The 21,982-nt window shown below is 59.0% G+C and carries 22 protein-coding genes and 1 pseudogene; 12 read left to right on the top strand and 11 right to left on the bottom strand.

What is annotated here, in order from left to right:
- The first annotated feature begins 95 nt into the window (after positions 1–95).
- The gene (locus BUE38_RS16415; RefSeq protein ID WP_143166370.1) at positions 96–818 is read left to right on the top strand and encodes a hypothetical protein; all 723 of its coding nucleotides are present in this window, start codon (positions 96–98) and stop codon (positions 816–818) included.
- A gap of 214 nt (positions 819–1,032) precedes the next feature.
- Here the strand turns inward: BUE38_RS16415 and BUE38_RS16410 are convergent, their stop codons facing one another.
- Together BUE38_RS16410 and BUE38_RS16405 are read right to left on the bottom strand one after the other, a co-directional pair.
- Positions 1,033–2,040, bottom strand: a complete 1,008-nt coding sequence (locus BUE38_RS16410; RefSeq protein ID WP_073436318.1) for an alpha/beta hydrolase — start codon at positions 2,038–2,040, stop codon at positions 1,033–1,035.
- A complete protein-coding gene (locus tag BUE38_RS16405) occupies positions 2,037–2,981 on the bottom strand; it encodes an MBL fold metallo-hydrolase (RefSeq protein WP_073436317.1) in 945 nt (314 codons plus the stop codon). The genes BUE38_RS16410 and BUE38_RS16405 overlap by 4 nt, the downstream gene beginning before the upstream one ends.
- Positions 2,982–3,054: 73 nt before the next feature.
- On the opposite strand from BUE38_RS16405, the gene BUE38_RS16400 reads away from it, so the two are divergent.
- Positions 3,055–3,990, top strand: a complete 936-nt coding sequence (locus BUE38_RS16400; RefSeq protein WP_073436316.1) for a LysR family transcriptional regulator — start codon at positions 3,055–3,057, stop codon at positions 3,988–3,990.
- A 543-nt stretch (positions 3,991–4,533) separates the two neighbouring features.
- Here the strand turns inward: BUE38_RS16400 and BUE38_RS16395 are convergent.
- Both BUE38_RS16395 and BUE38_RS16390 read right to left on the bottom strand, forming a co-directional pair.
- The gene (locus BUE38_RS16395; protein ID WP_143166369.1) at positions 4,534–5,517 is read right to left on the bottom strand and encodes an MBL fold metallo-hydrolase; all 984 of its coding nucleotides are present in this window, start codon (positions 5,515–5,517) and stop codon (positions 4,534–4,536) included.
- Positions 5,518–5,551: 34 nt separating this feature from the next.
- Positions 5,552–6,022, bottom strand: a complete 471-nt coding sequence (locus tag BUE38_RS16390; RefSeq protein ID WP_073436315.1) for an ester cyclase — start codon at positions 6,020–6,022, stop codon at positions 5,552–5,554.
- A gap of 89 nt (positions 6,023–6,111) precedes the next feature.
- Here BUE38_RS16390 and BUE38_RS23525 point away from each other — a divergent pair.
- Together BUE38_RS23525 and BUE38_RS16385 are read left to right on the top strand one after the other, a co-directional pair.
- Positions 6,112–6,297 (top strand): annotated as a pseudogene (locus BUE38_RS23525) (LysR family transcriptional regulator); the annotation flags it as partial.
- An 18-nt stretch (positions 6,298–6,315) separates the two neighbouring features.
- Positions 6,316–7,038, top strand: coding sequence for a LysR substrate-binding domain-containing protein (locus BUE38_RS16385; protein WP_234987068.1), 723 nt, complete (start codon positions 6,316–6,318; stop codon positions 7,036–7,038).
- Positions 7,039–7,481: 443 nt separating this feature from the next.
- On the opposite strand, the gene BUE38_RS16375 is transcribed toward BUE38_RS16385, so the two are convergent.
- Positions 7,482–8,213, bottom strand: coding sequence for an SDR family NAD(P)-dependent oxidoreductase (locus BUE38_RS16375; protein WP_073436313.1), 732 nt, complete (start codon positions 8,211–8,213; stop codon positions 7,482–7,484).
- Positions 8,214–8,298: 85 nt separating this feature from the next.
- Here BUE38_RS16375 and BUE38_RS16370 point away from each other — a divergent pair, with 85 nt between their 5' ends.
- Positions 8,299–8,685: a winged helix-turn-helix transcriptional regulator gene (locus tag BUE38_RS16370; protein ID WP_073436312.1), complete on the top strand. Its 387-nt coding sequence runs from the start codon at positions 8,299–8,301 to the stop codon at positions 8,683–8,685.
- 148 nt (positions 8,686–8,833) lie between these two features.
- Here the strand turns inward: BUE38_RS16370 and BUE38_RS16365 are convergent, their stop codons facing one another.
- Positions 8,834–9,730, bottom strand: a complete 897-nt coding sequence (locus BUE38_RS16365; RefSeq protein ID WP_200802200.1) for a LysR family transcriptional regulator — start codon at positions 9,728–9,730, stop codon at positions 8,834–8,836.
- 130 nt (positions 9,731–9,860) lie between these two features.
- Between BUE38_RS16365 and BUE38_RS16360 the strand changes: the two genes are divergently transcribed.
- On the top strand, positions 9,861–10,592 hold the full coding sequence (locus tag BUE38_RS16360; protein ID WP_073436310.1) for an SDR family oxidoreductase: 732 nt from the start codon (positions 9,861–9,863) through the stop codon (positions 10,590–10,592).
- A gap of 324 nt (positions 10,593–10,916) precedes the next feature.
- On the opposite strand, the gene BUE38_RS16350 is transcribed toward BUE38_RS16360, so the two are convergent.
- Positions 10,917–11,219 carry a DUF2798 domain-containing protein gene (locus BUE38_RS16350; RefSeq protein ID WP_234987067.1) on the bottom strand — a complete coding sequence of 101 codons (303 nt, stop codon included), beginning with the start codon at positions 11,217–11,219 and terminating at the stop codon, positions 10,917–10,919.
- 154 nt (positions 11,220–11,373) lie between these two features.
- Here BUE38_RS16350 and BUE38_RS16345 point away from each other — a divergent pair, with 154 nt between their 5' ends.
- Positions 11,374–12,300: a LysR family transcriptional regulator gene (locus tag BUE38_RS16345; RefSeq protein WP_073436308.1), complete on the top strand. Its 927-nt coding sequence runs from the start codon at positions 11,374–11,376 to the stop codon at positions 12,298–12,300.
- A gap of 23 nt (positions 12,301–12,323) precedes the next feature.
- Here BUE38_RS16345 and BUE38_RS16340 read toward each other — a convergent pair whose 3' ends face one another.
- Positions 12,324–12,866: a nucleotidyltransferase family protein gene (locus tag BUE38_RS16340; protein ID WP_143166368.1), complete on the bottom strand. Its 543-nt coding sequence runs from the start codon at positions 12,864–12,866 to the stop codon at positions 12,324–12,326.
- A gap of 138 nt (positions 12,867–13,004) precedes the next feature.
- Here BUE38_RS16340 and bla point away from each other — a divergent pair, with 138 nt between their 5' ends.
- Together bla and BUE38_RS16330 are read left to right on the top strand one after the other, a co-directional pair.
- Positions 13,005–13,895: a class A beta-lactamase gene (bla, locus tag BUE38_RS16335; RefSeq protein WP_073436306.1), complete on the top strand. Its 891-nt coding sequence runs from the start codon at positions 13,005–13,007 to the stop codon at positions 13,893–13,895.
- Between the two features lie 84 nt (positions 13,896–13,979).
- Positions 13,980–14,549 (top strand): GrpB family protein, encoded by a 570-nt coding sequence (locus BUE38_RS16330; protein ID WP_073436305.1) that lies wholly within the window; start codon positions 13,980–13,982, stop codon positions 14,547–14,549.
- A gap of 5 nt (positions 14,550–14,554) precedes the next feature.
- On the opposite strand, the gene BUE38_RS16325 is transcribed toward BUE38_RS16330, so the two are convergent.
- Together BUE38_RS16325 and BUE38_RS16320 are read right to left on the bottom strand one after the other, a co-directional pair.
- Positions 14,555–16,195 carry a dihydroxyacetone kinase subunit DhaK gene (locus BUE38_RS16325; RefSeq protein WP_073436304.1) on the bottom strand — a complete coding sequence of 547 codons (1,641 nt, stop codon included), beginning with the start codon at positions 16,193–16,195 and terminating at the stop codon, positions 14,555–14,557.
- A gap of 43 nt (positions 16,196–16,238) precedes the next feature.
- The gene (locus BUE38_RS16320; protein WP_084541994.1) at positions 16,239–16,943 is read right to left on the bottom strand and encodes a TetR/AcrR family transcriptional regulator; all 705 of its coding nucleotides are present in this window, start codon (positions 16,941–16,943) and stop codon (positions 16,239–16,241) included.
- A gap of 158 nt (positions 16,944–17,101) precedes the next feature.
- Between BUE38_RS16320 and fabF the strand changes: the two genes are divergently transcribed.
- On the top strand, positions 17,102–18,385 hold the full coding sequence (gene fabF / locus BUE38_RS16315; RefSeq protein WP_073436303.1) for a beta-ketoacyl-ACP synthase II: 1,284 nt from the start codon (positions 17,102–17,104) through the stop codon (positions 18,383–18,385).
- Between the two features lie 91 nt (positions 18,386–18,476).
- Here the strand turns inward: fabF and BUE38_RS16310 are convergent, their stop codons facing one another.
- Entirely contained in the window at positions 18,477–19,151 is a 675-nt protein-coding gene (locus BUE38_RS16310; RefSeq protein WP_073436302.1) for a FadR/GntR family transcriptional regulator, read from the bottom strand.
- Positions 19,152–19,309: 158 nt separating this feature from the next.
- Here BUE38_RS16310 and BUE38_RS16305 point away from each other — a divergent pair, with 158 nt between their 5' ends.
- Together BUE38_RS16305 and nhaC are read left to right on the top strand one after the other, a co-directional pair.
- On the top strand, positions 19,310–20,449 hold the full coding sequence (locus BUE38_RS16305) for a trans-sulfuration enzyme family protein (RefSeq protein WP_073436301.1): 1,140 nt from the start codon (positions 19,310–19,312) through the stop codon (positions 20,447–20,449).
- Between the two features lie 20 nt (positions 20,450–20,469).
- Positions 20,470–21,963, top strand: coding sequence for a Na+/H+ antiporter NhaC (gene nhaC, locus BUE38_RS16300; RefSeq protein WP_073436300.1), 1,494 nt, complete (start codon positions 20,470–20,472; stop codon positions 21,961–21,963).
- Positions 21,964–21,982 lie beyond the last annotated feature (19 nt).

Here is a 21,982-nt window from a genome sequence, read left to right as displayed (position 1 = left end):
TGAATTCCGACATGCGGAACCCGTAGAAGGGGCCGTGAAGTTCAGACTTGCATACGCAGATGCAGGGAATTCAATTACCAGGGAAGCGCCATATAATGCGAATAAGGTTTCCGACTTCAGTGCTGGTCATCAGCGCCGCCGCACTGCTGATCAGTGGATGTGCCAACCGCCAGGCCCCCGTAGCCATGCACCAGAGTGTCTGGCAGGAAAAGCATGAGCGTATCGGAGTTACGGCGTCTGTCGTCAATCAACCGCAGCTCTATAAAATAGGCCCACAGGGGCTTCTGGATCTCGCGATCAATAATGAAATGACTCTGGATCTGCGTGAGGCTATGCAGGACTGGGATAACCAGGCTCTGAAAGACATTCCACAGGAACTGGCAGCGTCACTGGAAGACCGCGGTTATGAGGTCGTGATGATCCCGGAACCACTGAGGATTGAAGACTTCCAGGAAGTTGATAACCGGCAGGATGGATACTCGGCTCATGACTTCAGACCACTGAAGCCACGCTACCAGATCGACAAGCTGATCGTTGTTTCCATCGGTGCCCATGGGCTGACGAGAAGCTATTACGGGTTCATCCCCACCAGTGATCCGGTGGCCACGGTGAATCACCTGAGTTCGGTCATCGACCTTGACGACAATCGCTATCTTCTCCATCAGTCCGGCAGTGTGGAGCAGGTGGCGGAGGGAGAGTGGGATCAGCCGCCGTTGTATCCCCACCTGGCCGAGGCCTACAGCAAGGCGATTGAACAGGCACGACAGGACATTCTCGCGGAATTCCAGAACCAACCGGCAACGATGACGACGCCTTGATCGATACATTGGCTGAAGCCGACCCAGGTTACCTATATGCCCTGTTTCCCCAGTGTCTGACTTCAGCCCGTTACAGACCGAGGAGATGACGTTAGTTGCCCGACGTCATGCTTCCTTCGGCTGCCAGACGTTGACGGCGCGCCAGTTCCGCGCTGGAAGGCTGGGCCATGCCGCACGTACCTGGCCTTGAGCGTGCCATTGCAGTGTTTTGATGCTAGCGATCCATGTTGCCGTCCTCGCGGATGGTACCGTTGGGTTCACGCAGGAAGGCAACGATGGCATCGAACGCCTGCCAACGGCCCGGTTCCATCAGGATCATATGGGTACCGCGGCCGATCTCGATCCAGCGTCGGTACGCTGCATTGTCGAGGCGCGTGAACAGATCCTGCATCATGTCGATTCTTACGTCCTGGTCCCACTCGGCGTGCACCAGCAGCACTGGCGCTGTGATCGCGCTAGGATCATAGAGAGGGCGGTCGGAGAGCCAATGTTCGCGAGTGTCCTGGAGGGCTCCGCCCGGCGCACGAATGGTATTCGGCTCGGGAGCCTCCGGGTCAGTGGCATTGGTCACCACCGCCCACTGCTCGAACCAGCCCGGTGGTAACAGGGCTTCCCGGTGCTCGACCGGGACACCCGCCAGCCATGCCTGACGAAAGTCGTCGATACGCGCCAGGCGCCAGGCCGTCAGTGGCTGTCCCGCATCGATGCGCAGAGGGCGACTCGACAGCCACAGCGGTGCGACCAGCGCCAGTTTTTCAAGGCGCTCGCCATGCTGGCTGGCATATATCCCCGCGACCGATCCTCCCCAGGACATGGCCACGAGATTGAGGCGCTCGATGGAATTTTCGGCAAGGATATAGTCGACCGCCGTAGCCAGATCACGCACCGCGACCCGAGCCGGTGTCAGCGGTGGATTGGCGTCGGTCGGGGCCATCATCTCGGCAGGGCGAGTAGACCCGCCATAACCGCGAACATCCACCGCCCACACATCGAATCCGGCCATGGCCAGAACGTCCATGAACGAAATTCCATCGACGGGAACATCGAACAAGCTCTCGCCAGGAAAGGTGGCACCGTGCATCAACAGCAAAGTATTGCGCGAACTGGCCCGATGCATATCGGAACGACGTCTACGGCGTAGCTGCAACCGTATGCCGACGGTGTCGCTATCAATGAGATAGGTATCGTGAAGCAACGTATCGGGCGTGATGTCAACATTCATGACTGAGCTCCTTGAACGAACTGCCAATCAAAGTCGTGTGCATGGCGAGTGACTCGACCTACGGAGCTGTCTCCGAAGTGAGTAGTGAAGACGAGGGCATCGAGCTCGGCGGCCTGACGAATGGCCTTGCGGCGAGACTGCCGGGCCTCATCTGCGAATTCGCAATACACCGAGTTGATCTCGGGACGCCGGAACTGCAGCGGATGATGCATGATGTCGCCCCAGAACAGCGCGGTCTCACCTCGGGAAGTCAGCGAGATGGAAGCATGATCGATGCTGTGCCCTGGAGTGGAATGGAAACGGAACCCCTCGACATCGGACTCGTCGATCTCGATCCGCTGATCCAGTCCGGCCGTCACGATGGGCTGGATACTATCCTCGAAGACACCGGGAAGCGGCTCATGGCCTGGTTCGCCAAGGCCAGCCTGTCGCTGGACCGATGCCACCGATTCACGATCCTGGGAGAGGGCTCGGTTGTAGGCGTACTCTCGCTCGGAGAAGACATAACGGGCATTGGGAAAGGTCGGTACCCAAATTCCATCCCGCAACCGGGTATTCCAGCCGACATGGTCGGCGTGTATATGGGTAAGCAGCACCAGATCCACCGCCTCGGGCGATACGCCGATCGCCTCGAGGCGCTCCAGAAAAGGCTCATCGAGCTGATGGAACAGTGGTGCCGTTGGGCGCTGTTTGTCGTTGCCGGTGCCGGTATCGACCAGCACGGTATGCGTTGGCGTCTGAACCACCCAGGCGTGAATACTCTGGCGCAGAAGGCCATGCGCGGAGTCGAAACTCCGCTCACCCCAATGCGATGCTTCGCTGGCCAGCACCAGGGGGGAGCCTTGTGGGAAGATCTGGGCGATATCGACGGTATCCAGGGCGAGCTCCGGCACCTTGGTGATCAGGGCATCGCCAACGCGAAAGGTTGTGGGGGACGTCATTGAGTTTTCCTGTTGACCTGTGATGCCAGCCAGCGTATTCCTGATAGACACATTAACCAAATCGATCCAAAGAATGCAGTCAATTGATCATTTCGATCTTCGTAATTTCGACCTGAACCTGTTGATCGCGTTCGACGCGATGATGCGGGAGCGCAGCGTGACTCGAGCCGCGGAGAGACTGAAGATTCGCCAGCCGGCCATGAGTCATAATCTGTCACTTCTGAGAACGCTGTTTCAGGACGAACTATTTGTGCGCGTGGGGACGGTCATGCAGCCGACCATGCGGGCTCAGCTATTGGCAGAGCCGGTTGAGCAGGCACTGGGCATGATGCAAGCGGTCATTCATGCCACGTCGGAGTTCGACCCAATGACTGACCAGCGTATCTTCCGGATGGGGTTCTCGAGCGAGGTGGAGTTGCTGCTGATGCCGGAACTGGCTTCGCGCCTGCGTCAGCGCGCACCCGGGGTGAGGCTTCACGGTCGTCCGGTACAGCAGCGCGATGTCTATCGCATGCTGGATGATCGCATATTGAACCTGGCGATCGGCTGTTTTGACAGCCAGGCACAGCGTTATCGACAGCAGCCGCTGTTTGAGCAGTCATTGAGCTGCGTGTTCCATCCAGACATGATGGCGTTGGGGGAGTCGATCTCGCTTGAGGAATACCTGAGTCTGCCGCATTCCGTGGTTAGCCTCAGCGAGAGCCTGCACGGCTGTCTCGAAGCGGCGCTCGATGCGGTAGGCGGCAAGCTCAACGTGGTGGCTACCTCATCGGAGTTCCTCGGTGTGCTGGGCATGGCGGCAAGCGCACCGTTGATTGCCACGCTGCCAACACGAATGGCCCGACGCTACGGTGAAGCCTTCGGCCTGCGGGTGGTCCCGGTGCCAATGACACTGACAGTGCCGGATGTGTCCCTGATATGGACAGCCCAGGAGGATAACCATCCCGCGTCGCAGTGGTTGCGGAGCGAGATTGCCGACATCCTGGGCCGGATGGACGTGCCCTGGTGAAACAAACTCGAGGAAAATCGGTCGTGGGGATCAGGTTCGTGAATCGTCACGTGCGAACTCAGCGAACGGGGCAAGGCCAATGGCCGAAATCCCGCCAGATAGCGGAAAGAGATCCGTCTGCTCTTCAGGAGCACTTGGGTTCGCATAATGTATATTATGTTAAATATGATATTAACAAACCATGTGCATCCGGCGCGTCATGCGCCGCATTTTGAAGTTCCTGGGCCTGTGGCCAGATTTGGCACCCAACGACTATTCGGTGCGCACACCAGTCATGTTGTTTCAATATCGTCGTTTCGAATCGCGATGCTGACGGCTTCGGCTGTGGCCGCCACGCCAGGATGTCGGCTTACTCGTCGAAGACGGTTCTCTACCGTGCGCATGGATAGACCGAAATATCAGCCTGTCGTCGGCCGGCAGCAGCCCAGGCTAATACTTCGCGCTCGCGTTTCGAAAGTGTCCCGAGGCCCCTGCCTTGGGTGATTCCATAAACCTACGGCCGAGAAATGGGATTTGTAGGCCATGAACCCCGTTCCCTTGAGGCTAGCGCAGGTAGGTCAGTAACGGCTGGATAAACTCGGGGTTCTCCCAAGTCGGGTAGCTTTTACGAATGGATGTTTCCAGTCGCGCTACTGGCTCGGAGGCTTCTTTCGTCAGTTCGCGGACTGTGCGGAAATAGCCAAGTATGTCCGCAGGGATTTCCGCACCGCCGAGATTGCCATGCCCCGGCACGATCAGCTGTGGCTGCAGCTCCATGATATCATTCAGCGCCACCTCCCACTGAGTCAAATCGATGTCTTCCTCCCCGATCATGGGTGGGAAGTTGGGTACGATCGGAAACATGCGCTCCTCGAGCAAATCGCCCGCAAATAGAATGCCTTCCTGCGCCAGGTAGACTACCTGATCGCCGGGAGAGTGTGCGGTACCCCATGTTCTGAATTGAACTTCACGACCGCCGAGATCGATCGTTGCCCCTGCCCCGTCATAGGTTTTGTGCGGCGGCGTCGGTTCAATCCCGTCAAGCAGATGGACATGTGCTGGCGGAAGAACACCCTCTCTGAAACCGGCGAGCAGCGTCTGGGCAGACCTCATTAAGTAGTCGCGTTGCAGGGAGTTGTAAAAGATGTGTGCTTCGTCCCGGAACACCTGGGCGCCGAACCCGTGCTCAGGGTGAGCATGGGTTACGGTCAGAATAATCTGCCGTCCAGGTGCGAGCTCGCGCGTCACGTTCAGCACGTTCTCGGCGCTGTCGATCCCCAGCCCGCAGTCGACCACCAGAACACTGTCCGTTCCGACGATAATGCCAATGTTCGGCACCAAGGGGATGCGCTTGTCCGGCAGAATGAAAACGCCCGGTGCCATTTCCGCCGGGAACCGTGCATCGACTGTAGGCAAGGGCCGGTCGGTAAGGAGGCGTTCCGAGCCTTCTTCCTGCGCCCGGGTGATTCCTGGCAGCGTTCCGGCAACCCCGGCAAGAACTGCCAGCTTCAGTAAATCCCGTCGTGGTATTTCGATATTATCTTGCATGCTGGTTCTCCGTAGCCTGTGATGCGGCTGGCCTTTATCGTTCGATCCTCTGTTCTTCTGCGGGCCATGCGCCGACCTGGTTGAGCCATCCGAACCAGTCTTCGAGATGCCAGGTATGGGTCAACCTGCCGTCGGCGATGTGATGGAATTCATGGATCGGCATATGGAAGTACTTGCCGGTTGGCGCTATACCGAACCATTCGCCTTTATGTGTGCCGGAGATCATGGCCCGCACAGCTGCGCAGCCCGGCGCGCCAATGATCTCGTGGATCGACACCTTGGCATCGGGAAACGCAGCCCAAAAACCAGCGATGAGCGGTTTCATTCCGTCCCGGCCCGCTTCCTGGCCAGGCGGGAGTGGGATGTCCTGCCAATTCTCGGCGACCGCATCATCGAGCAGTTCCGGCCTGCCTTCGAAGGCGCGATAAAATGTCTCAATGGCCTTGCGATCTTCCGGGGTCAAGCCCACCACCTGAGTCCTGGGCTTAGTAGCTGAGTCAGTCATGGGAGATTCTCGTCAAGAGGACTGTCATAGCATAGGAGCGTGAAGAACATGCTTGAAATCGATTTTTGATATCCATTAACATCCATTTCATGAATCTTCACGGCATAGATCTCAATCTGCTTGTCGCGTTCGATGCACTCATGGTGGAACGAAGCGTCACACGTGCAGGTATACGGATCGGGCGCACCCAGCCAGCAATGAGTGCTGCTCTCTCAAGACTTCGTGTTCTGCTACGGGATGAGTTATTCGTCCGCGGACCAAAAGGGCTACAGCCGACGCCAAGGGCACTCGACTTGGCCGAGCCCCTTGGGCATGCGTTGGCGGAAATCCAGCGCACTCTGGATTTCACTCAAGAGTTTGATCCCTCTACATCCACCGCCGCTCTCTCTATCGGCCTGTCCGATCACCCAGCGTTCAGTTTTTTGCCACAGCTTGTTGCGAAGCTGCGCGAGACAGCCCCTGGAATAGCCCTTGCTGTCCGGAGTTTTACTGGCCGGGATGATGCCATCTCGATGCTCGATGCTGGGGAAGTGGACATGACCATCGGCGTCCCGCCCTCTTCCACTGGCCGTATTCTGAACGCCCCCCTATTCGATGAGCGTTTCGTCTGTATCTTGCGGAAGGATCATCCGGCTGCCAGTCTGGACTTGGACCTCGAGACATTTCTGTCTCTGTCGCACCTCCTGGTTTCGCCCGAGAACGACCGTTTCGGCGTCGTCGACGCGGCTCTGGCAAAGCAGGGGCTGAAGCGCCGCCTCGCCCTAACGCTCCCTCACCTCTACGCAGCCCCCGCTCTCGTCGCCTCGTCGGATATGATAGCGACGATTCTGGAGGGTGTGCTCGAAGCATCCGGGCAGGCTGAATATCTCTGCGTGAGGAAGCCGCCCATCCAACTCGACCCAATCTCTTTCACGCTGTCATGGCACCGGCGTAACGATACACACCCTGCACAGCGCTGGTTCCGTGACTGTATCACTGACATATTCCACCAAGGTCCAACGCAGAAGAGCGGCTAACGGCCATCTATTTTCCGAGTGAATTCCGCCGGGAAGCGACGGTCCTCGCGGTTGGAAGGGTCGGTGGCTCCGCTGAGTTTTTCGAGCCGGATTTCGCTTCGCTTGCTAAGGTAGGTCAATTGGCAGATACGGTTCGGGCGAAATATCCGCATCTCGATATTCTCATCAACAGCGTCGAAATTTCGAAACCTAATGGTCCGCACCTTGCAATTAATTGCCTCTCGACATTTCTACTGACCGTACGCTTACTGCCTCTGTTCAAGGCGAGCAAATGCCAAAGGCCTTCGCGCATCGAGAACGTGGCCTCCGCTGGTCAGAGCTCTATCGATTTCAACGACGTGATGCTTGAGCGCGACTATCGTTGTTGGCTTAAGGTCCGCGCCGATGTAGCCATGCAGATAGTCGCGACCGGAGGCTCCCGATAACCTATCTTCAGTGGTGGATCACACCTGGCTCATGCCGCCGTCAATGCAAAGTTCGGCACCGGTGATGAAGCTGCTCTCGTCGGATGCCAGAAACAGCGCAGCGGCAGCCACTTCCTCAGGCCTACCGAGACGGCTCAATGGAATTTGCTCGGCGAGTGCCGCACGAACCTCGTCGGTCGCTTGTTCAAACATGGGTGTGTCAATCGGACCCGGGCTGAGCACGTTGACACGAATGCTCCTTCGCGCCAGTTCGTTTGCCCAGGTTCGAGTGAACGCGCGAACGGCTGCTTTGCTGGCACCGTAAGCGCCATAGCTGGGTGTTCCGATAGAGCCCGCGATCGATCCGATGAGTACGATCGCACTCCCCCGGGACATGAGCGAGGCGGCCCTCTGTGTGCTGAACAGAGTGGCGCGGACGTTCAAGTCAAAGTGACGGTCGAAGTGTGGCTCATCGGTATCTTCCAGCGATGCTGGCTCGGCAATGCCTGCGCAGTCGACAAAGACGTCCAAACAGCCCGCCGTGGCGTGGACTTTGGAGAAGAGCTGATCCAGCCCTTCGGTATCCGTGACGTCGCCGATGATCGGCGTGACATTGCCGTCCATGGCGGTTGCGGCATTCTCGAGCTGCGCCTGGCGACGTCCGGTAATGAACACCTCGGCACCTTCCGCGGCAAAGCGATGTGCGACGGCAAACCCGATGCCACTGTTGCCGCCGGTGATGAGTGCTACCTTGCCTGCTAAACGACCCATGTTGCTTCTCCATTTCTGAGTGTGGAAGCGTCATGGTATATTTCGTATATCTAGTTAACAATTACGCACCTGGAGTAGCCTAGATATGGCTGAAGATACCGCCCTGCCCAATGACTTCTTTGCCGAAGCGCGCACCACGCGGCTGATTCTGAGTCAGATAGCCGATAAATGGTCCGTGATGATCTTGACCATCCTCTGCTCGGGGCCTGCGCGCTTCAATGCCATCAAGAAGCGTCTGGATGGCATTACCCATAAGGCGTTGACGGAGGCATTGCGACGCCTGGAGCGTAATGGCCTGCTTATCAGAACGGTCTTGTCGACGTCGCCGGTGGCAGTGGAGTATTCGATCACCGAGTTGGGCCACTCGCTAAGGGAGCCATTCTCGGCGTTATACAAATGGTCATTGGAGCACTCATCCGAGGTGATAGAGGCTCAGCAGCGATACGACAAGAGATCTCAGGGTTCGACCTGACCAAAAGCTCACAGACACCGCCCCTCCCCTTGTTTGAGCGCAGGCGACAGTGGCCGGGCGCACGACTGCAATTTCTCCTTTCCTGCAAGCTCAGCAGGGTCCCGAAGTCTTGAACGAGGAACTGGCCCGGTAATAGGGAGCCGCGCCGTTACCTCCACATCTCCCGGAACTCGCGAACGTGGTCGATCAAGGCCCGCAATTTCGGTGTAACCGAGCGACGGCTCGGAAAATAGAGGTAGAAGCCGGCGAAAGGCGGCAGCCAATCGTCGAGGACCGTCACGAGTTCGCCGCTTCGAATATAGGGCAGAAAGGTTTCCTCCATGCCGAAGGTAATGCCACCGCCGGCAAGTGCTGTGCGGATCATCAGCAGCATGTCGTTGGTGGTCACCTGCGGCTCAACCGCCACGTCGAAAGCCCGCCCCTCGCGTTCGAATTCCCAGCGATAAGGCGCCGTATCGGGTGATGGGCGCCAGCCGATACAGCGATGACCCGACAGTTCGCTCGGATGTTGCGGTACACCATAACGCTCTAGATAACCTGGTGTAGCGACGGTGACCTGGCGCTGGTTACCGGTCACCGGCACGGCGATCATGTCTCGCTCGATCACTTCCCCAAGGCGCACGCCCGCATCGAACCCAGCGGCGACGATATCGAATTCTTCGTCGGTCACTGTCACATCCAGCGTGATTTTGGGGTAAGCCTCGGCGAAGGTGGAAATGAGCGGTCCCGACAGGAACCGCTCAGCGATCGATGTCGCAGTGACCCGAAGAAGCCCGTGAGGCTCCCCTGTCGCATTCAGCGCCGTTTCCAGAGCCGCCGTGACCTCGGCGAGCGGGTTCGAGACAGACAGCAGAAATCGTTCACCTTCCTCTGTCAGGCGTACGCTTCGCGTCGTGCGGTGGAAAAGCGGCTGCCCGAGGGCAGTTTCGAGCCGTCGTACACCTTGGCTGATGGCAGAGCGCGTTACCCCCAGCCGGTCCGCCGCAACTCGAAAGTTCCCCGCTTCCGCCACTGCGGTAAACATCGTCAAAAGATTGAGATCCATATCTATTGGTAACCACTGCTAATCACCTGGTCAAGCAATTGGCGTCTACTGCTGGACAAACTGACCACTTATCTTGTTTCCAGCTGGAGCAGCACCAAGGCTCGCTTCAGGTGAAACAGGAGAAGACATCATGAGCATTGCAGAAAAGGTCATCCTCATCACAGGCGCAAGCAGCGGCATCGGTGAAGCAATGGCACGTGAACTGGCCGCAGCCGGGGCCAGGGTCCTTATCGGGGCGCGTCGGACCGAGAAGTTGGAGCAGATCACCGCAGACATCCGCAAGTCGGGCGGTGTGGTCGAAACGCGGGCGCTGGACGTGACGGACAGGGCTGCGATGGAGGAGTTCGCACGGGCGGCACAGGACCTCTGGGGCCGTATCGACGTTCTGGTGAACAATGCTGGGATCATGCCACTGTCGCCGCTTTCGGCCGGAAAGCTGGACGAGTGGGAGAGCATGGTCGATGTGAACATCAAGGGCGTGCTCTGGGGCATCGGCGCCGTGCTGCCGGCGATGAACCAGCAGCAGTCAGGCCAGATCATCAATATCGGGTCTATCGGGGCGCTGAATGTGGTGCCGACAGCAGCCGTATATTGCGCGACGAAATTCGCTGTGCGGGCCGTATCCGACGGGCTGCGGCAAGAGAGCGACCATATCCGCGTCACCTGCGTCAATCCGGGCGTTGTGGAGAGTGAACTGGCCAGCACCATTACCCATGAAGAAACGTTGGCCTTTATGGACGACTATCGCGCGATCGCGCTGAAGCCCGCCGATATCAGCCGTGCGGTTCTGCAAATCATCGAAGCCCCCGACACCGTCGACACGACGGAGATCACCATTCGCCCAACGGCTTCGCCGCAGTGAACCGGGGCGAGCTGACCCAACCCAGGAGGGAGACAAGACCATGACGCTTCGGAGCATTTGTTGTCGTCCGATTCGATGGCTCCGCGACCACCACTTCCGGCGGGCCCTACGAGAACCAGTTCGTCTGGATCTTCCGGATGGAGACTTCCTCGAAGACGATGTCCTGCATCATGGTGGAATGGTGCTTTATCGGCGATAGCGCTGCTGAGGCTGCAGCAACTGACGTGATGCCGAGAAAGCGCTGGCCACCTGATGGATGGCCTTCCAGAGAGGCCGGAAAGGACCTCATCAGTGTCGAGGAACTAGCACTAGCGTGGTCTCTTATCAGCGCACCGAATCCTTCTCGATGGTCAGGGTTACCAGGCGCACGACCACGGGTCTGACGACCAAAACACATAGAAATGCGACCGGCATGGCCAGCGCATAGGCGTCGAGCACCGTTTCGAGATATCCGGGCCCTACTCCACCATTGGCTGCCGTGATCACCAGGCACATAAGAAAAGCCATGATACCCGCCATGTAGAAGGCAAAGACCACCGGCGTAAGACGATGCGGCAGCCCTCGCCGCACCACGATTCCCTTGACCATGGAAAAACGACCACGCTGTACGGATGATTGCTGATCCAATGTTGACTCCTTGTTGTTGGCGACGTACTGGTTTCTGGCAATGTCTGAAGCCTTGCTACCTTAGACCAGTTGAGTGACACCCAGTAGACGCCTGACGCTAACAACACTATAAAGGCATGATTACGAATCAGGAGCCTCAATCACTCAGGTGCTTATGGATAGACTGCGTGCCATCGAATGCTTCGTGCATGCCGTGGATACCGGCAGCATCGCCGGAGCGGCCCGACGGCTGGGCATCAGCTCGGCCGCCGCCAGCCAGAACATCAATCGTCTGGAAACCCACCTCAACGTCCGGCTGCTGACGCGAACCACTCGTCGCATGGCGCTTACCGATAGCGGTCAAGCCTACTATACGCGGGTCAAACATATCGCCCGGGATATCGAACTCGCCCACAATGCCATTTCGGTGCTGCATGCAGAGCCTCAGGGACGACTGCGAATCGCCTCGACTGCGGCCTTCGGGCGCCATGTTCTGGCTCCCCTGCTACCGGACTTCAATGCTCGCTATCCCTTGTTGTCTGTCGAACTGCTTACTACCGACCGTAGCGTTGATCACATCAGCGAGACGCTGGATGTCAGTATCCGCTTCGCGCCTCAACTGGATGAGGGGCTCATTGCGCGTCACATTGCCTCGATCCCGTTCCATTTCTGCGCCTCCCCCGGGTACCTGGCTCAGGCAGGAACACCACATGAGCCAGAAGCACTCCGAGAGCACGATTGCCTGGTCTTTCGTTTTCCACGGGATGGTCGTTTCCTGAGCTGGGGGTTCATACGCGATGGGCTTCGTTTCGAGCCCGAAACCAGGGTGGCGATGATCAGCGATGATATTGATGTACTGGCGCAGATGGCCCTGGCCGGTGGCGGTATCACCCGACTGGCTGCTTTCATTGCCCAGCCGTACCTGAACCAACAGCGTCTCGTGGCATTATTCGAGCCCGGACAAAGTGCCACGGCCAGAGCCGTGTCGGAGCCCATGGACATCTATCTGTGCGTGCGGGACCGGCGAGATCTGACACCCAAGGTCCGAGCGCTGATGGATTTTCTGGTTGAGCGACTGCCCGCTCAATGGCGGCCACAATGACAGTTCGGTCCTGCTCGCTGTCTTCAGGTTCGCAGAACCAGGCGTGGCCACTTCGATAACCAGGACTTGCCTTCGACACGCGCCATGAAGGCATCCCTGCCCGGCCTTTTCGGGTTCGGTGTCAGGGTGCCGGCAAACAATGGCGCCAGGCCAAAGGGGGCAACGAACTCGATATGTCTGCCGTCAGCGCTCAAACGTGCGCCGATCGCCGTTTCGATCTCTACCCAGTAGCTCATCGCCTCCGTGGTATTGGAATACGCTGGGTCATTGTTTCGCAGGTGCATTCTGGCCTGGTTCTTGACTGACCAGGGCAAGGCCGAACTGGCCTTTAGCCGAGCCTCCAGTGCGCGATCCCGGTCACTCGTAGGGTTGTGCGAATCGAAATAAACCAGGTCAATGTCGTCGAGCGGTGTTGACTGCCTGTAACCATGCAGCCTGTCCCAGACCAGGTTGCGCACAAAGCCAGCCGCCAGGCACCAGTCACTCAGCCCCAGTTCACTTGCCAGATGCAGCGCTTCAAACCGCAGACTATCGGCCATGAGCCAGCTGACCAGTCTGTCTTCCATGCAGCTTTTGCTCTCTTTATCCATTCTCCACCGATTATCGGCAACATCTTGTCGCGGGAATGTTCTACATTAGCTGTCGTTGCTGCGGCTATCGCTGTGGCCGCCCTGATGGAATACCCCTTGCGAATGGAGCTCCCCATGTCCTCCCTGACTCGACGCAGTTTCCTGTCCAGTGCTTCCCTGCTGACGGCCAGTGCCTTCATCATCCCTTCGGCACTGGCCGCCGACGGCAACCAGAGTTCTGACCTGCAGGCTCGCCTGGCCGAACTCGAACAGCAGCACAATGGTCGCCTGGGCATTGCGCTGATGAATCTTGCCACCGGTGCTGTTGCCAGCCATCGCGGCGATGAACGGTTCCTGTTCAACAGCACCATCAAGGTGATCATTGCCGCCACCATCCTGGCGCGGGTGGATCGTGGCGAATCCGCTCTTGACCGTCGACTTGTCGTTGCTGAATCCGATCTGGGCGGCTGGACACCGATCACCGAGCAACATCTCGGTGAGCCCGGCATGACCGTTGCCGAGCTGTGTCAGGCTGCGGTGGCCTGGAGTGATAACGCTGCTGCCAATGTGCTGTTCAGGGAGCTTGGAGGTCCGGCCGCCATCACTGATTACCTGCGCACCATCGGCGACGATGTAACCCGCTCGGATCGCATCGAACCTGCACTCAATGAGCATGATCACGATGGTGACGAACGTGACACCACGACGCCGTTGGCAATGTTGCAGACACTGCGCGCACTGTTGTTCGGCGATACTCTATCACCTCAATCGCGGCATCAACTGGTCGCCTGGATGGTGGAAGGCAAGACCGGTGACAACCGTTTGCGGGCCGGCATGCCGTCCAGTTGGCTGGTCGCCGAGAAGACAGGTACCAGCAGTGGCGGTAACGCAAACGATATTGGTGTTGCCTGGCCGATGGATCGTGGTGCAGTCATTGCCGTAGCCTATACCTGGCTCCCGGATGCCGAGCCGGAGCAGCGGGACGAAGTAGTAGCGGAAGTAGGTAAACTGGCCTCGATGATCTAGAGCTCTTCTCCTGGCGTCTCCACTGCCCTGCTCTCCCGCTGCGGAGGCGCACAGAGCATTTCAACCAATACGGACACGATAAGCATGTCAGAAGCTCCACATTCCTCGCTGGAGACCGGCCTGATTGGCGGTATCGAGAAGCGTGAGATCAAGATAGTGCCCTGGCGCAGCGAATGGCGGGACATGTTCCATCACCATGCCGAGCGAGTTCAGGCTGCACTCGGCCCGACCCTCGAGGGTATCGAACATATCGGTTCAACGTCGGTGGCCGGGCTCGCGGCCAAACCGATCATCGATATCCTCGCCATCGTCCAGGACCCATCCCGTGAGGACCGTTACCTCACCGCTCTGCAGGCGGCGGGATACGAGCTGCGAGTCCGCGAACCGGCGTTCGATGAGCATCGCATGTTCCGAACGCCGGAGCGTGACGTCCATATCCATGTGTTCCCGCTCGATTCTGCTGAATGCCGGCGTTACCTGCTGTTTCGTGACTATCTACGCAACTGTCCCGAGACCCGAGATCGTTACGCAAACCTGAAACGTGAGCTCAGTCTCAAAGATTGGGAAGACATGAACGCCTATGCCGAAGCCAAGACAGCCTTCATTGAGCAGGTGATCCGCCAGGCCAGGCAGAAAGACGCCCCGCCTTCGTAGCCAGGCTACGTCGCCAGTTGCTCCAGCAATCTTGCTACTGCCTCGGCGCCGGGATCGATATGGCCGACCAGGTTGGCTTCGCTGACATAGCTGGCACGCCCGGCACGGGCACGGGTCATGCCGGCGGTGGCATCCGCGCCATGACGTGCTGCCCGAGCGGCTTCCGGAAGTCCCTGGTCCAGTATCTCCAACGCAGGCGCAAGGGCATCGATCATGGTGCGATCCCCTGGTCTGGCGCCGCCGATCTGTTGCATACGCGCCAGACCAGCCTGAAGTGCCTGCTGGAGATCCGAGCCTCGCGAGGCAGCATCGCCGGCCGCAGCGAAGAAGATCGCCAGCAGCACCCCGGAAGACCCTCCCATGGTCTGGCTCAGCTCCGCCGCTAGAGAGTGCAGCAACTGCGGTGTGTCGGCCAGCGGCATGTCATCAAGCCGATTGCGCAATGCCCGCGCGGCGGTGGCCAGGGTGCTACCGGTATCACCATCGCCGGATTTGGCATCCAGAGCGTTCAACTCAGCTTCCGCCCCGATCAGGATGGCGCAACTACTGTCAATCAAGGTTCGGGTCGGCTCATGGGCCGAAGGTGCAGGGCGTGATGGACTCAATCCCTTCGAGACGGGTAACACCTCAGGCTGGGCAACCACGGCGCTGCAGCCAGGCCAATAGCGAGGTGCCGCCTCGGTGAGCAGCGCTGCTCTCAGGTCGTCATCGCCCGACACGTCCAGCAGCGAGACAGAGAAACCGTGCATATCCAGCGAGGTCATCAGGGAGGCGGGCCCGATCACCCAGCCAATGTGCTCACCGATACAGGAGTGCAGTAGCTCTTTGGTCAGAATCGACATTTCCAGCTGCGTGCAGCCACCGAGATTATTGATCAGCGCCACCTGGCTGCGCCGGTTTTCAGTGGCCGCCAGGTGCTGGCCCAACTTGTCGACAAGCAACGTCACGGCCTGCCGAGCACCACTGAAATCAACCTGTTCAACCCCCGGTTCGCCATGAATGCCAAGGCCCAGCTCGGCCTTGCCGGCAGATAACCGCTGCTCCTTGTTGGAGCCGGGAATTGTGCAGGTATCGAGTGCCATGCCAATGGAGAGAGTGTTATCGATCACGCGCTGTGCGGTATCCGCCACGGTGTCGAGGTCCGCGCCCTGCTCCGCCAGCGCCCCGGCAATCTTGTGCACGAATAGCGTACCCGCCAGACCTCTGGCCTGAGGCGCATCGGGAATGGCAATATCGTCATCGACAATCACCATCCTGACCTGATGCCCGAGAGCACGTGCCCTTTCCGCCGCAAGGCCGAAATTGAGGCGATCACCGGTGTAGTTCTTGACGATGAGCAGACATCCGACGTCGCCGCTCACGGCAAGAATGCCTGCCAGCACTGCCTCCACCGATGGCGAGGCAAACACCTCGCCACACACCGCAGCAGTCAACATGCCTCGGCCGACAAAGCCAGCATGACTGGGCTCATGACCGGAGCCACCACCGGACACCAGAGCAACCTTGCCGCGATCATGATCGGTACGCACCACCACCTTGATATGCGGATAACCATCGAGGCGTGTGACACCCGTTCCCGAGCTGCTCAGCACTCCCTCGATGGCATCGGTGACAAGAGCGTTACGATCATTGATGAACTGGTCCATGGCGCACTTCCCTTGCTGGTTGCTGGCGGGTGAAGAATGTCGATCAGGGTGTCATGGAGCTCCTGACCGCTGCAATGTCAGCCCACAGGCTGCGTCCATCAGTCGATTCGTCGTTGCGCAGCAGTGAGCCCATTTCCTGCTCATCCACCCCCAACATGCGCAGGATCTGCTTCTGAGCCGCTTCGAGAATATGGGTCCGCTCCTGAGTGTCAGGAAGGCTGCGCGCGATGGCAACGGCCCCTACCAGGGAAGCAAGAATGGCACGGGCCTTCTCGGCGACCACCTCACGATCAGGTTCGAATGGCAGCTTCTTGAGTTTGCCGAGCGCTATCAGGCGCGTCTCCACCATCTTCTTGATACGCAGGTAGGAAGCCTCGAACTGTGCCTTGACCTCATCATTGTCATTGCCGATCTCATTGAACAGCACATTTTCCGGACCAGGACGGTTCTTGCGCTCCAGCTCCTGCAGATTGCAGTAGTTGGTCACCAGAGCAGTCAGGTGCTTGATCGACAAAGGCCCCTTGACCAGCCTTGCCGCTCGGCTGTTCTTGAGGGTTTCGCTGACCGAGGCACTGTACAGCGCTTCCTTGGACTCGAAGTGAGCATAGAAGGCGCCATGGGTCATTCTGGCGAGCTTCATGATCTGGCTGATCGAGACCTTGTTGAAACCATAGCGACAGAACAACTCGGTCGCGGATGCCAGGATGCGCTCGCGACTACTGGCCTTGCGGGTCGGGGAATATGGCATGGGAGTCTCGCCACTGATCCATTGAACAAACAGTATTTATATCCGGGGTCTATATCGGGTCGACAGCCTCGGTATTCTACTACGCGGATTGAATATTATCTTGATCATATCAAGCCTGATGATAGCGTCACGACGATATCCGATTCTCAGGAGGCAGCATGGAATCCCCTATCGTCATCACCGGCATGGGTATGGTCAGCCCGCTTGGCTGCGGAGTCAGCAAGGTCTGGAAACGCCTCGTCTCGGGGAATTCCGGCGTTGGCCCCATTACACGATTCGCCACCGACAACCCGCCGATCAAGATTGCCGGCCTGGTGCCGGATCTGGATGCCGACCCGGAGGCAGGATTCGACATCGATCGTGTCGCGGACCCCAGAGAACGACGTAAACAGGACCTGTTCTCGCTCTACGCCCTGGCGGCGGCCGAGGAAGCGCTGAACCAGGCCGGATGGTTGCCCCAGGATCTCGCTGATCAATGTGCCACCGCCACTATTGTCGGCACCGGCATCGGTGGATTTCCAACCATTACTCAGGCCCAGCAGACCCTCACCGAGAGAGGCCATCGCCGCCTGTCGCCGTTCACGGTGCCCGCCTTTCTCGCCAATATGGCGGCTGGCCAGCTGTCGATCCGCTATGGCCTGCGTGGCCCGCTTGGTTGCCCGGTGACTGCCTGTGCGGCGGGTCTGCAGGCCATCGGTGATGGCATGCGCCTTATCCGCAGCGGCGAGGCCGAGGTCGCTCTGGTTGGCGGCGCTGAATCCTGTGTCGATCCCCTGTCGTTGGCGGGCTTCCATGCACTCAAGGCACTGTCCACGGAAGAGCAGCAGCCCACCAGCGCATCGCGGCCCTTCGATCAGGCACGCAATGGCTTTGTCATGGGCGAAGGTGCCGGACTGATGGTCATCGAGACACTGGAGCATGCCCGCCAACGTGGAGCGGAGCCGCTGGCAGTGATCAGTGGTTACGGTACCAGCGCCGATGCCTGGCATATCACCGCAGGTCCGGAAGATGGTGCCGGCGCAGCCCTGGCGATCCGCGCTGCCCTGCGCATGGCGAAGCTGTCTCCCGAGGACATCGATTACGTCAATGCCCACGCCACCTCTACGCCGGTCGGTGATCGCGCCGAGATCGCGTCACTACGTCAGGTGTTTGGTGACCGGCTGCGCGATATCCCGATTTCCTCGACCAAGTCCGCGACCGGCCATCTATTGGGAGCCGCCGGTGGTGTAGAAAGCCTGTTCAGCGCCATGGCAGCCATGACCGGCCGTCTACCGCCCACGCTGAACATGCACAACGCCGATGAGGACATGCAGGATCTGGACTTCGTGCCGGATACTGGTCGCGAGAAGCCCATGCGCCATGTGTTGTGCAATGGTTTCGGTTTCGGCGGGGTCAACGCGGCACTGATCATCAGTCGTCTCGACGCTCAAGACAGGTCCTAGTGGCCTGATGTCATGATGGCCGTGGCAGCCCTGCTGCTGCGGCCTTTCATCGGCCTGCTTCATTCTCCAGGACCTGCCATGGCACGACCGGTTACATGGCCTCGACGGTACGCCGCGTGGCCTCGATCAACTTCCCGAAGGCACTGACGGCCTCAGGTTCGTCACGTCGACGCATGCCTTCGAGCAATTCGACATGGTGGTCGAAGCTGGCATCAAACACCTGCAGACGATCCTCCAGACTGTCCCAGGAGACGTAGAGGTCGTCGTGCATCAACTTGATCAATCCTACCAGCACGCTGTTGCCGCAGGCCTCATAGATAGCCAGATGAAAGGCGGCATCCGCCTCGCTGACTCCAAGAAAATCCTTTGCTGCCCGCGCCTTGCGGTAATCGTCCAGATGCGCAGCCATCGCCGCAAAGGCAGACTCTGAACCGCGGCGTGTCGCCAACACAATGGCCCGCTCCTCGAGTGCCTGCCGCACATCCAGCATTTCCAGTAGATGCTCACGCGCGTCGCTGAGGCCCAGAGTCTCCAGCAACTGGAAGGTCTTCTGCTCACTGACGAAGATTCCCTTGCCGTTGATCACCTCGATGATGCCTTCGGCCTCGAGTTTCTTGAGCCCTTCGCGAAGGGTCGAGCGGCCGACCTCGAGACGCGCCATCCATTCGGAGGCAGACGGTAGCTGATCACCCGCCTTCAGCTGCCTGGTGCTGATCCAGTTGCTGATCTCGCCGGCCACGGTATCGGATAAATAGAGGCGCTTCATGGTGAACAGGCATCCAATGGTATGTACGCAGACTTGCCAGCAGGAACGTTAACCGCATAGCCCGGCGGGATCAATTGATGCCGTATAGAGTCCGTGCTAGCTTTACCTGTCAGACAGGCTGATAGCCTCAGTATAGCAATAATCATCGAGGTACTCCCTTGAACAGCCAGGATCGTTATATCTGCCAGCATGCCTTCGAGAATGATGCCGGCCACCATGGCGCCGTTACTCCACCGGTCTATCAGACCAGTATCTTCACTTTTCCCGACCTGGAAACCTTCAGCCGTGCCCAGATGAAGGAGCGACAGCACTTCATCTACAGCCGAGGCCTGAACCCCGGCGTGCAACTGGTCGAGCGCAAACTTGCAGCTCTGGAGCGTGGCGAGGCCTGCAAGGCCTTTGGCTCCGGCATGGGCGCCATTGCTGCGACGCTATTCTCGCTGCTGCGCCAGGGCGACCATGTGCTACGCATCAATCAGACCTACGGGCCTACCGTCGAGCTGTTGGATCAACTGGGTGCCTATGGTGTCGAACATGATGGCATCAGTGGCACGGCCGACATCGAAGCCGCGCTGCGTCCTTCCACCCGGATCATCTATGTCGAAAGCCCTTCGTCACTGTTGATGGAGCTGGCCGACCTGGAAGCCATCGCACAGCTGGCCAGGGCCCGTGGCATCATCACGGTGATCGACAATACCTGGGCAACGCCGCTGTTCCAGAAGCCACTGGAGCATGGCTTCGATCTCGTCATCCATTCACTTTCCAAGTACATCGGCGGCCATAGCGACGTGGTGGGAGGTGCGGTCATCGGGTCAGCCGAGATGATCGATCGACTGTTCGCCATTGGTCATCAACTGCTTGGCGCAGCTCTGGCCCCCCAGAACGCTGCTTTGGTACTGCGGGGTCTGCGCACCCTGCCGTTGCGTATGAGTGAACACCAGCGCAACGCCTTGCGTGTCGTGGACTTCCTCGCCGAACAGCCTCAGGTCCTGGAAGTCCTGCACCCCAGCCTTGCCGTGGGCTCCGCCGCCGACTGGGCGCAGAAACAGCTTGACGGCCACTCCGGGCTGCTGAGTCTGCACATCCAGCAACCGACCTACCACCGCATCGTGAGTTTCATCGATGCCCTACGACTGTTCCGCATCGGCGTCAGTTGGGGAGGATACGAGAGCCTCGTGGTATCTCCCATGCGCCCTGATGGCAGTGGGCAGCCGCTGATTCGTCTAGCCATCGGGCTCGAGGATATTGATGACATCCTCGCCGACCTGACTCGAGGGTTGACTGCCCTCAATCACTGAGCGCTTCTGGAGGATTCCCAATGCCAGCTCAACAACAACTACAACCAGGTTTTGCACCATCGCTACTGCTGTTGATCGCCATCGCCACTGCCATCATCTACGGCATTGTCATTTCCAGTCTACCCACCGAACTGGTACTGATCAGTTGCGGTGCAGTGGCAACGCTCTTCACCATTCTGCACGGCGGTACCTGGCAGTTGGTCATGGATATCATGGGCCACAAGATCAAGACCGCTCTGACTGCCATCCTCGTGCTTTACAGCATTGGCATGATCATCGGTACCTGGATGATCTCCGGCACCATCCCCTACTTCATCTACCATGGTCTCGAACTGGTCGATCCTCGCTACCTATATGTCATGGCCTTCTTCGGCACGGCGATTGTCTCGACCTTTACCGGTACCTCCTGGGGTTCTGCCGGTACATTGGGCGTAGCGATCATGGGCATCGCCACCGCCATGGATGTGAGCCTCGCCATCACCGCCGGTGCGGTGCTGTCCGGTGCCTATTTCGGTGACAAGCTGTCACCGCTGTCCGATACCACCATCATGGCGTCCATGGTGGTGGGAGTGGATCTCTACCGCCATATCCGTTACCTGATGTTCACTTCACTGCCGGCGGCCGTGCTTGCCGCGACCGTCTACCTGATGCTGGGCCTGAACATGGGCGACAGCGCGGCGACACCAGCCGCCATTGCTGAGGGCGCCGATCAGATCCGCTCGATCTTTGATCTCAACCTGTGGTTGATGCTGCCGGTGGCCATCGTACTGACCGGTTCCATTCGCAAGAAGCCGACCCTGGTGGTGCTGTTCCTGGCGACGCTGTGTGCCATCGTGCTGGCAATGACCGTACAGCAAGCTCCACTTTCCGCGGTAGCCACGGCGGCGGTGTCCGGCTTCAACGTCGAGATGCTCAGCCTTATCCACCCGGAAGTCGACGTGGAGAGCCTATATCCCGCCTTGCTGACGCTGCTCAATCGCGGCGGACTCTACAGCATGCATGGTGCAGTGTTGTTCGTGTTCTGTGCCTTCTTCTTTGCCTCGGCCCTGGAAGCCTCGGGTATCCTGCAGACGGTACTCAACCGAACGCTGGCGTATGTGCGTTCGGCCACCGGGACCATCCTTGCCTCGCTGGCGGCGGGTATGGCCATCATCCTGGCGACGGGCAACAGTTACGTGACCTTCTTCCTGACTCGTGAGTTGTTCGCCGAACAGTATCGCAAGCGCGGCCTGCATCCTCTGAATCTGTCACGCAGCCTCGAGGACGGAGGCATGATCCCTGAGCCACTGGCCCCCTGGACGGTATCAGCGGTGTACATGGCGGCGACTCTGGGTGTGGCAACCATCGAGTACGCCCCCTGGGCGCTGTTCAACTACCTTGGTCTGGTCTTCTCGATAGTGCTCGCCGTGGCTGGTCCGTGGACGGGTTGGTTCGGGGTGCGGCGCATTGACGTGGAGGACGACATCACAGAAAACGGTGTCGGAGAACCAGCGGCAGAACCGGTCGCACGCTAGTCGCTTTCCCTACACCAGA

It is taken from the genome of Halomonas cupida (assembly GCF_900142755.1).
Lineage (GTDB): Bacteria > Pseudomonadota > Gammaproteobacteria > Pseudomonadales > Halomonadaceae > Halomonas > Halomonas cupida.
Note: the sequence above shows the minus strand (reverse complement) of the source record. Positions and strands in the feature narration are given on the sequence as shown.

Coding starts and splice junctions, on each gene's coding strand:
- BUE38_RS16415 (WP_143166370.1), top strand. CDS start 96: ATGCGAATAAGGTTTCCGACTTCAGTGCTGGTCATCAGCGCCGCCGCA.
- BUE38_RS16410 (WP_073436318.1), bottom strand. CDS start 2,040: ATGAATGTTGACATCACGCCCGATACGTTGCTTCACGATACCTATCTC.
- BUE38_RS16405 (WP_073436317.1), bottom strand. CDS start 2,981: ATGACGTCCCCCACAACCTTTCGCGTTGGCGATGCCCTGATCACCAAG.
- BUE38_RS16400 (WP_073436316.1), top strand. CDS start 3,055: ATGCAGTCAATTGATCATTTCGATCTTCGTAATTTCGACCTGAACCTG.
- BUE38_RS16395 (WP_143166369.1), bottom strand. CDS start 5,517: ATGCAAGATAATATCGAAATACCACGACGGGATTTACTGAAGCTGGCA.
- BUE38_RS16390 (WP_073436315.1), bottom strand. CDS start 6,022: ATGACTGACTCAGCTACTAAGCCCAGGACTCAGGTGGTGGGCTTGACC.
- BUE38_RS16375 (WP_073436313.1), bottom strand. CDS start 8,213: ATGGGTCGTTTAGCAGGCAAGGTAGCACTCATCACCGGCGGCAACAGT.
- BUE38_RS16370 (WP_073436312.1), top strand. CDS start 8,299: ATGGCTGAAGATACCGCCCTGCCCAATGACTTCTTTGCCGAAGCGCGC.
- BUE38_RS16365 (WP_200802200.1), bottom strand. CDS start 9,730: ATGGATCTCAATCTTTTGACGATGTTTACCGCAGTGGCGGAAGCGGGG.
- BUE38_RS16360 (WP_073436310.1), top strand. CDS start 9,861: ATGAGCATTGCAGAAAAGGTCATCCTCATCACAGGCGCAAGCAGCGGC.
- BUE38_RS16345 (WP_073436308.1), top strand. CDS start 11,374: ATGGATAGACTGCGTGCCATCGAATGCTTCGTGCATGCCGTGGATACC.
- BUE38_RS16340 (WP_143166368.1), bottom strand. CDS start 12,866: ATGGAAGACAGACTGGTCAGCTGGCTCATGGCCGATAGTCTGCGGTTT.
- bla (WP_073436306.1), top strand. CDS start 13,005: ATGTCCTCCCTGACTCGACGCAGTTTCCTGTCCAGTGCTTCCCTGCTG.
- BUE38_RS16330 (WP_073436305.1), top strand. CDS start 13,980: ATGTCAGAAGCTCCACATTCCTCGCTGGAGACCGGCCTGATTGGCGGT.
- BUE38_RS16325 (WP_073436304.1), bottom strand. CDS start 16,195: ATGGACCAGTTCATCAATGATCGTAACGCTCTTGTCACCGATGCCATC.
- BUE38_RS16320 (WP_084541994.1), bottom strand. CDS start 16,943: ATGCCATATTCCCCGACCCGCAAGGCCAGTAGTCGCGAGCGCATCCTG.
- fabF (WP_073436303.1), top strand. CDS start 17,102: ATGGAATCCCCTATCGTCATCACCGGCATGGGTATGGTCAGCCCGCTT.
- BUE38_RS16310 (WP_073436302.1), bottom strand. CDS start 19,151: ATGAAGCGCCTCTATTTATCCGATACCGTGGCCGGCGAGATCAGCAAC.
- nhaC (WP_073436300.1), top strand. CDS start 20,470: ATGCCAGCTCAACAACAACTACAACCAGGTTTTGCACCATCGCTACTG.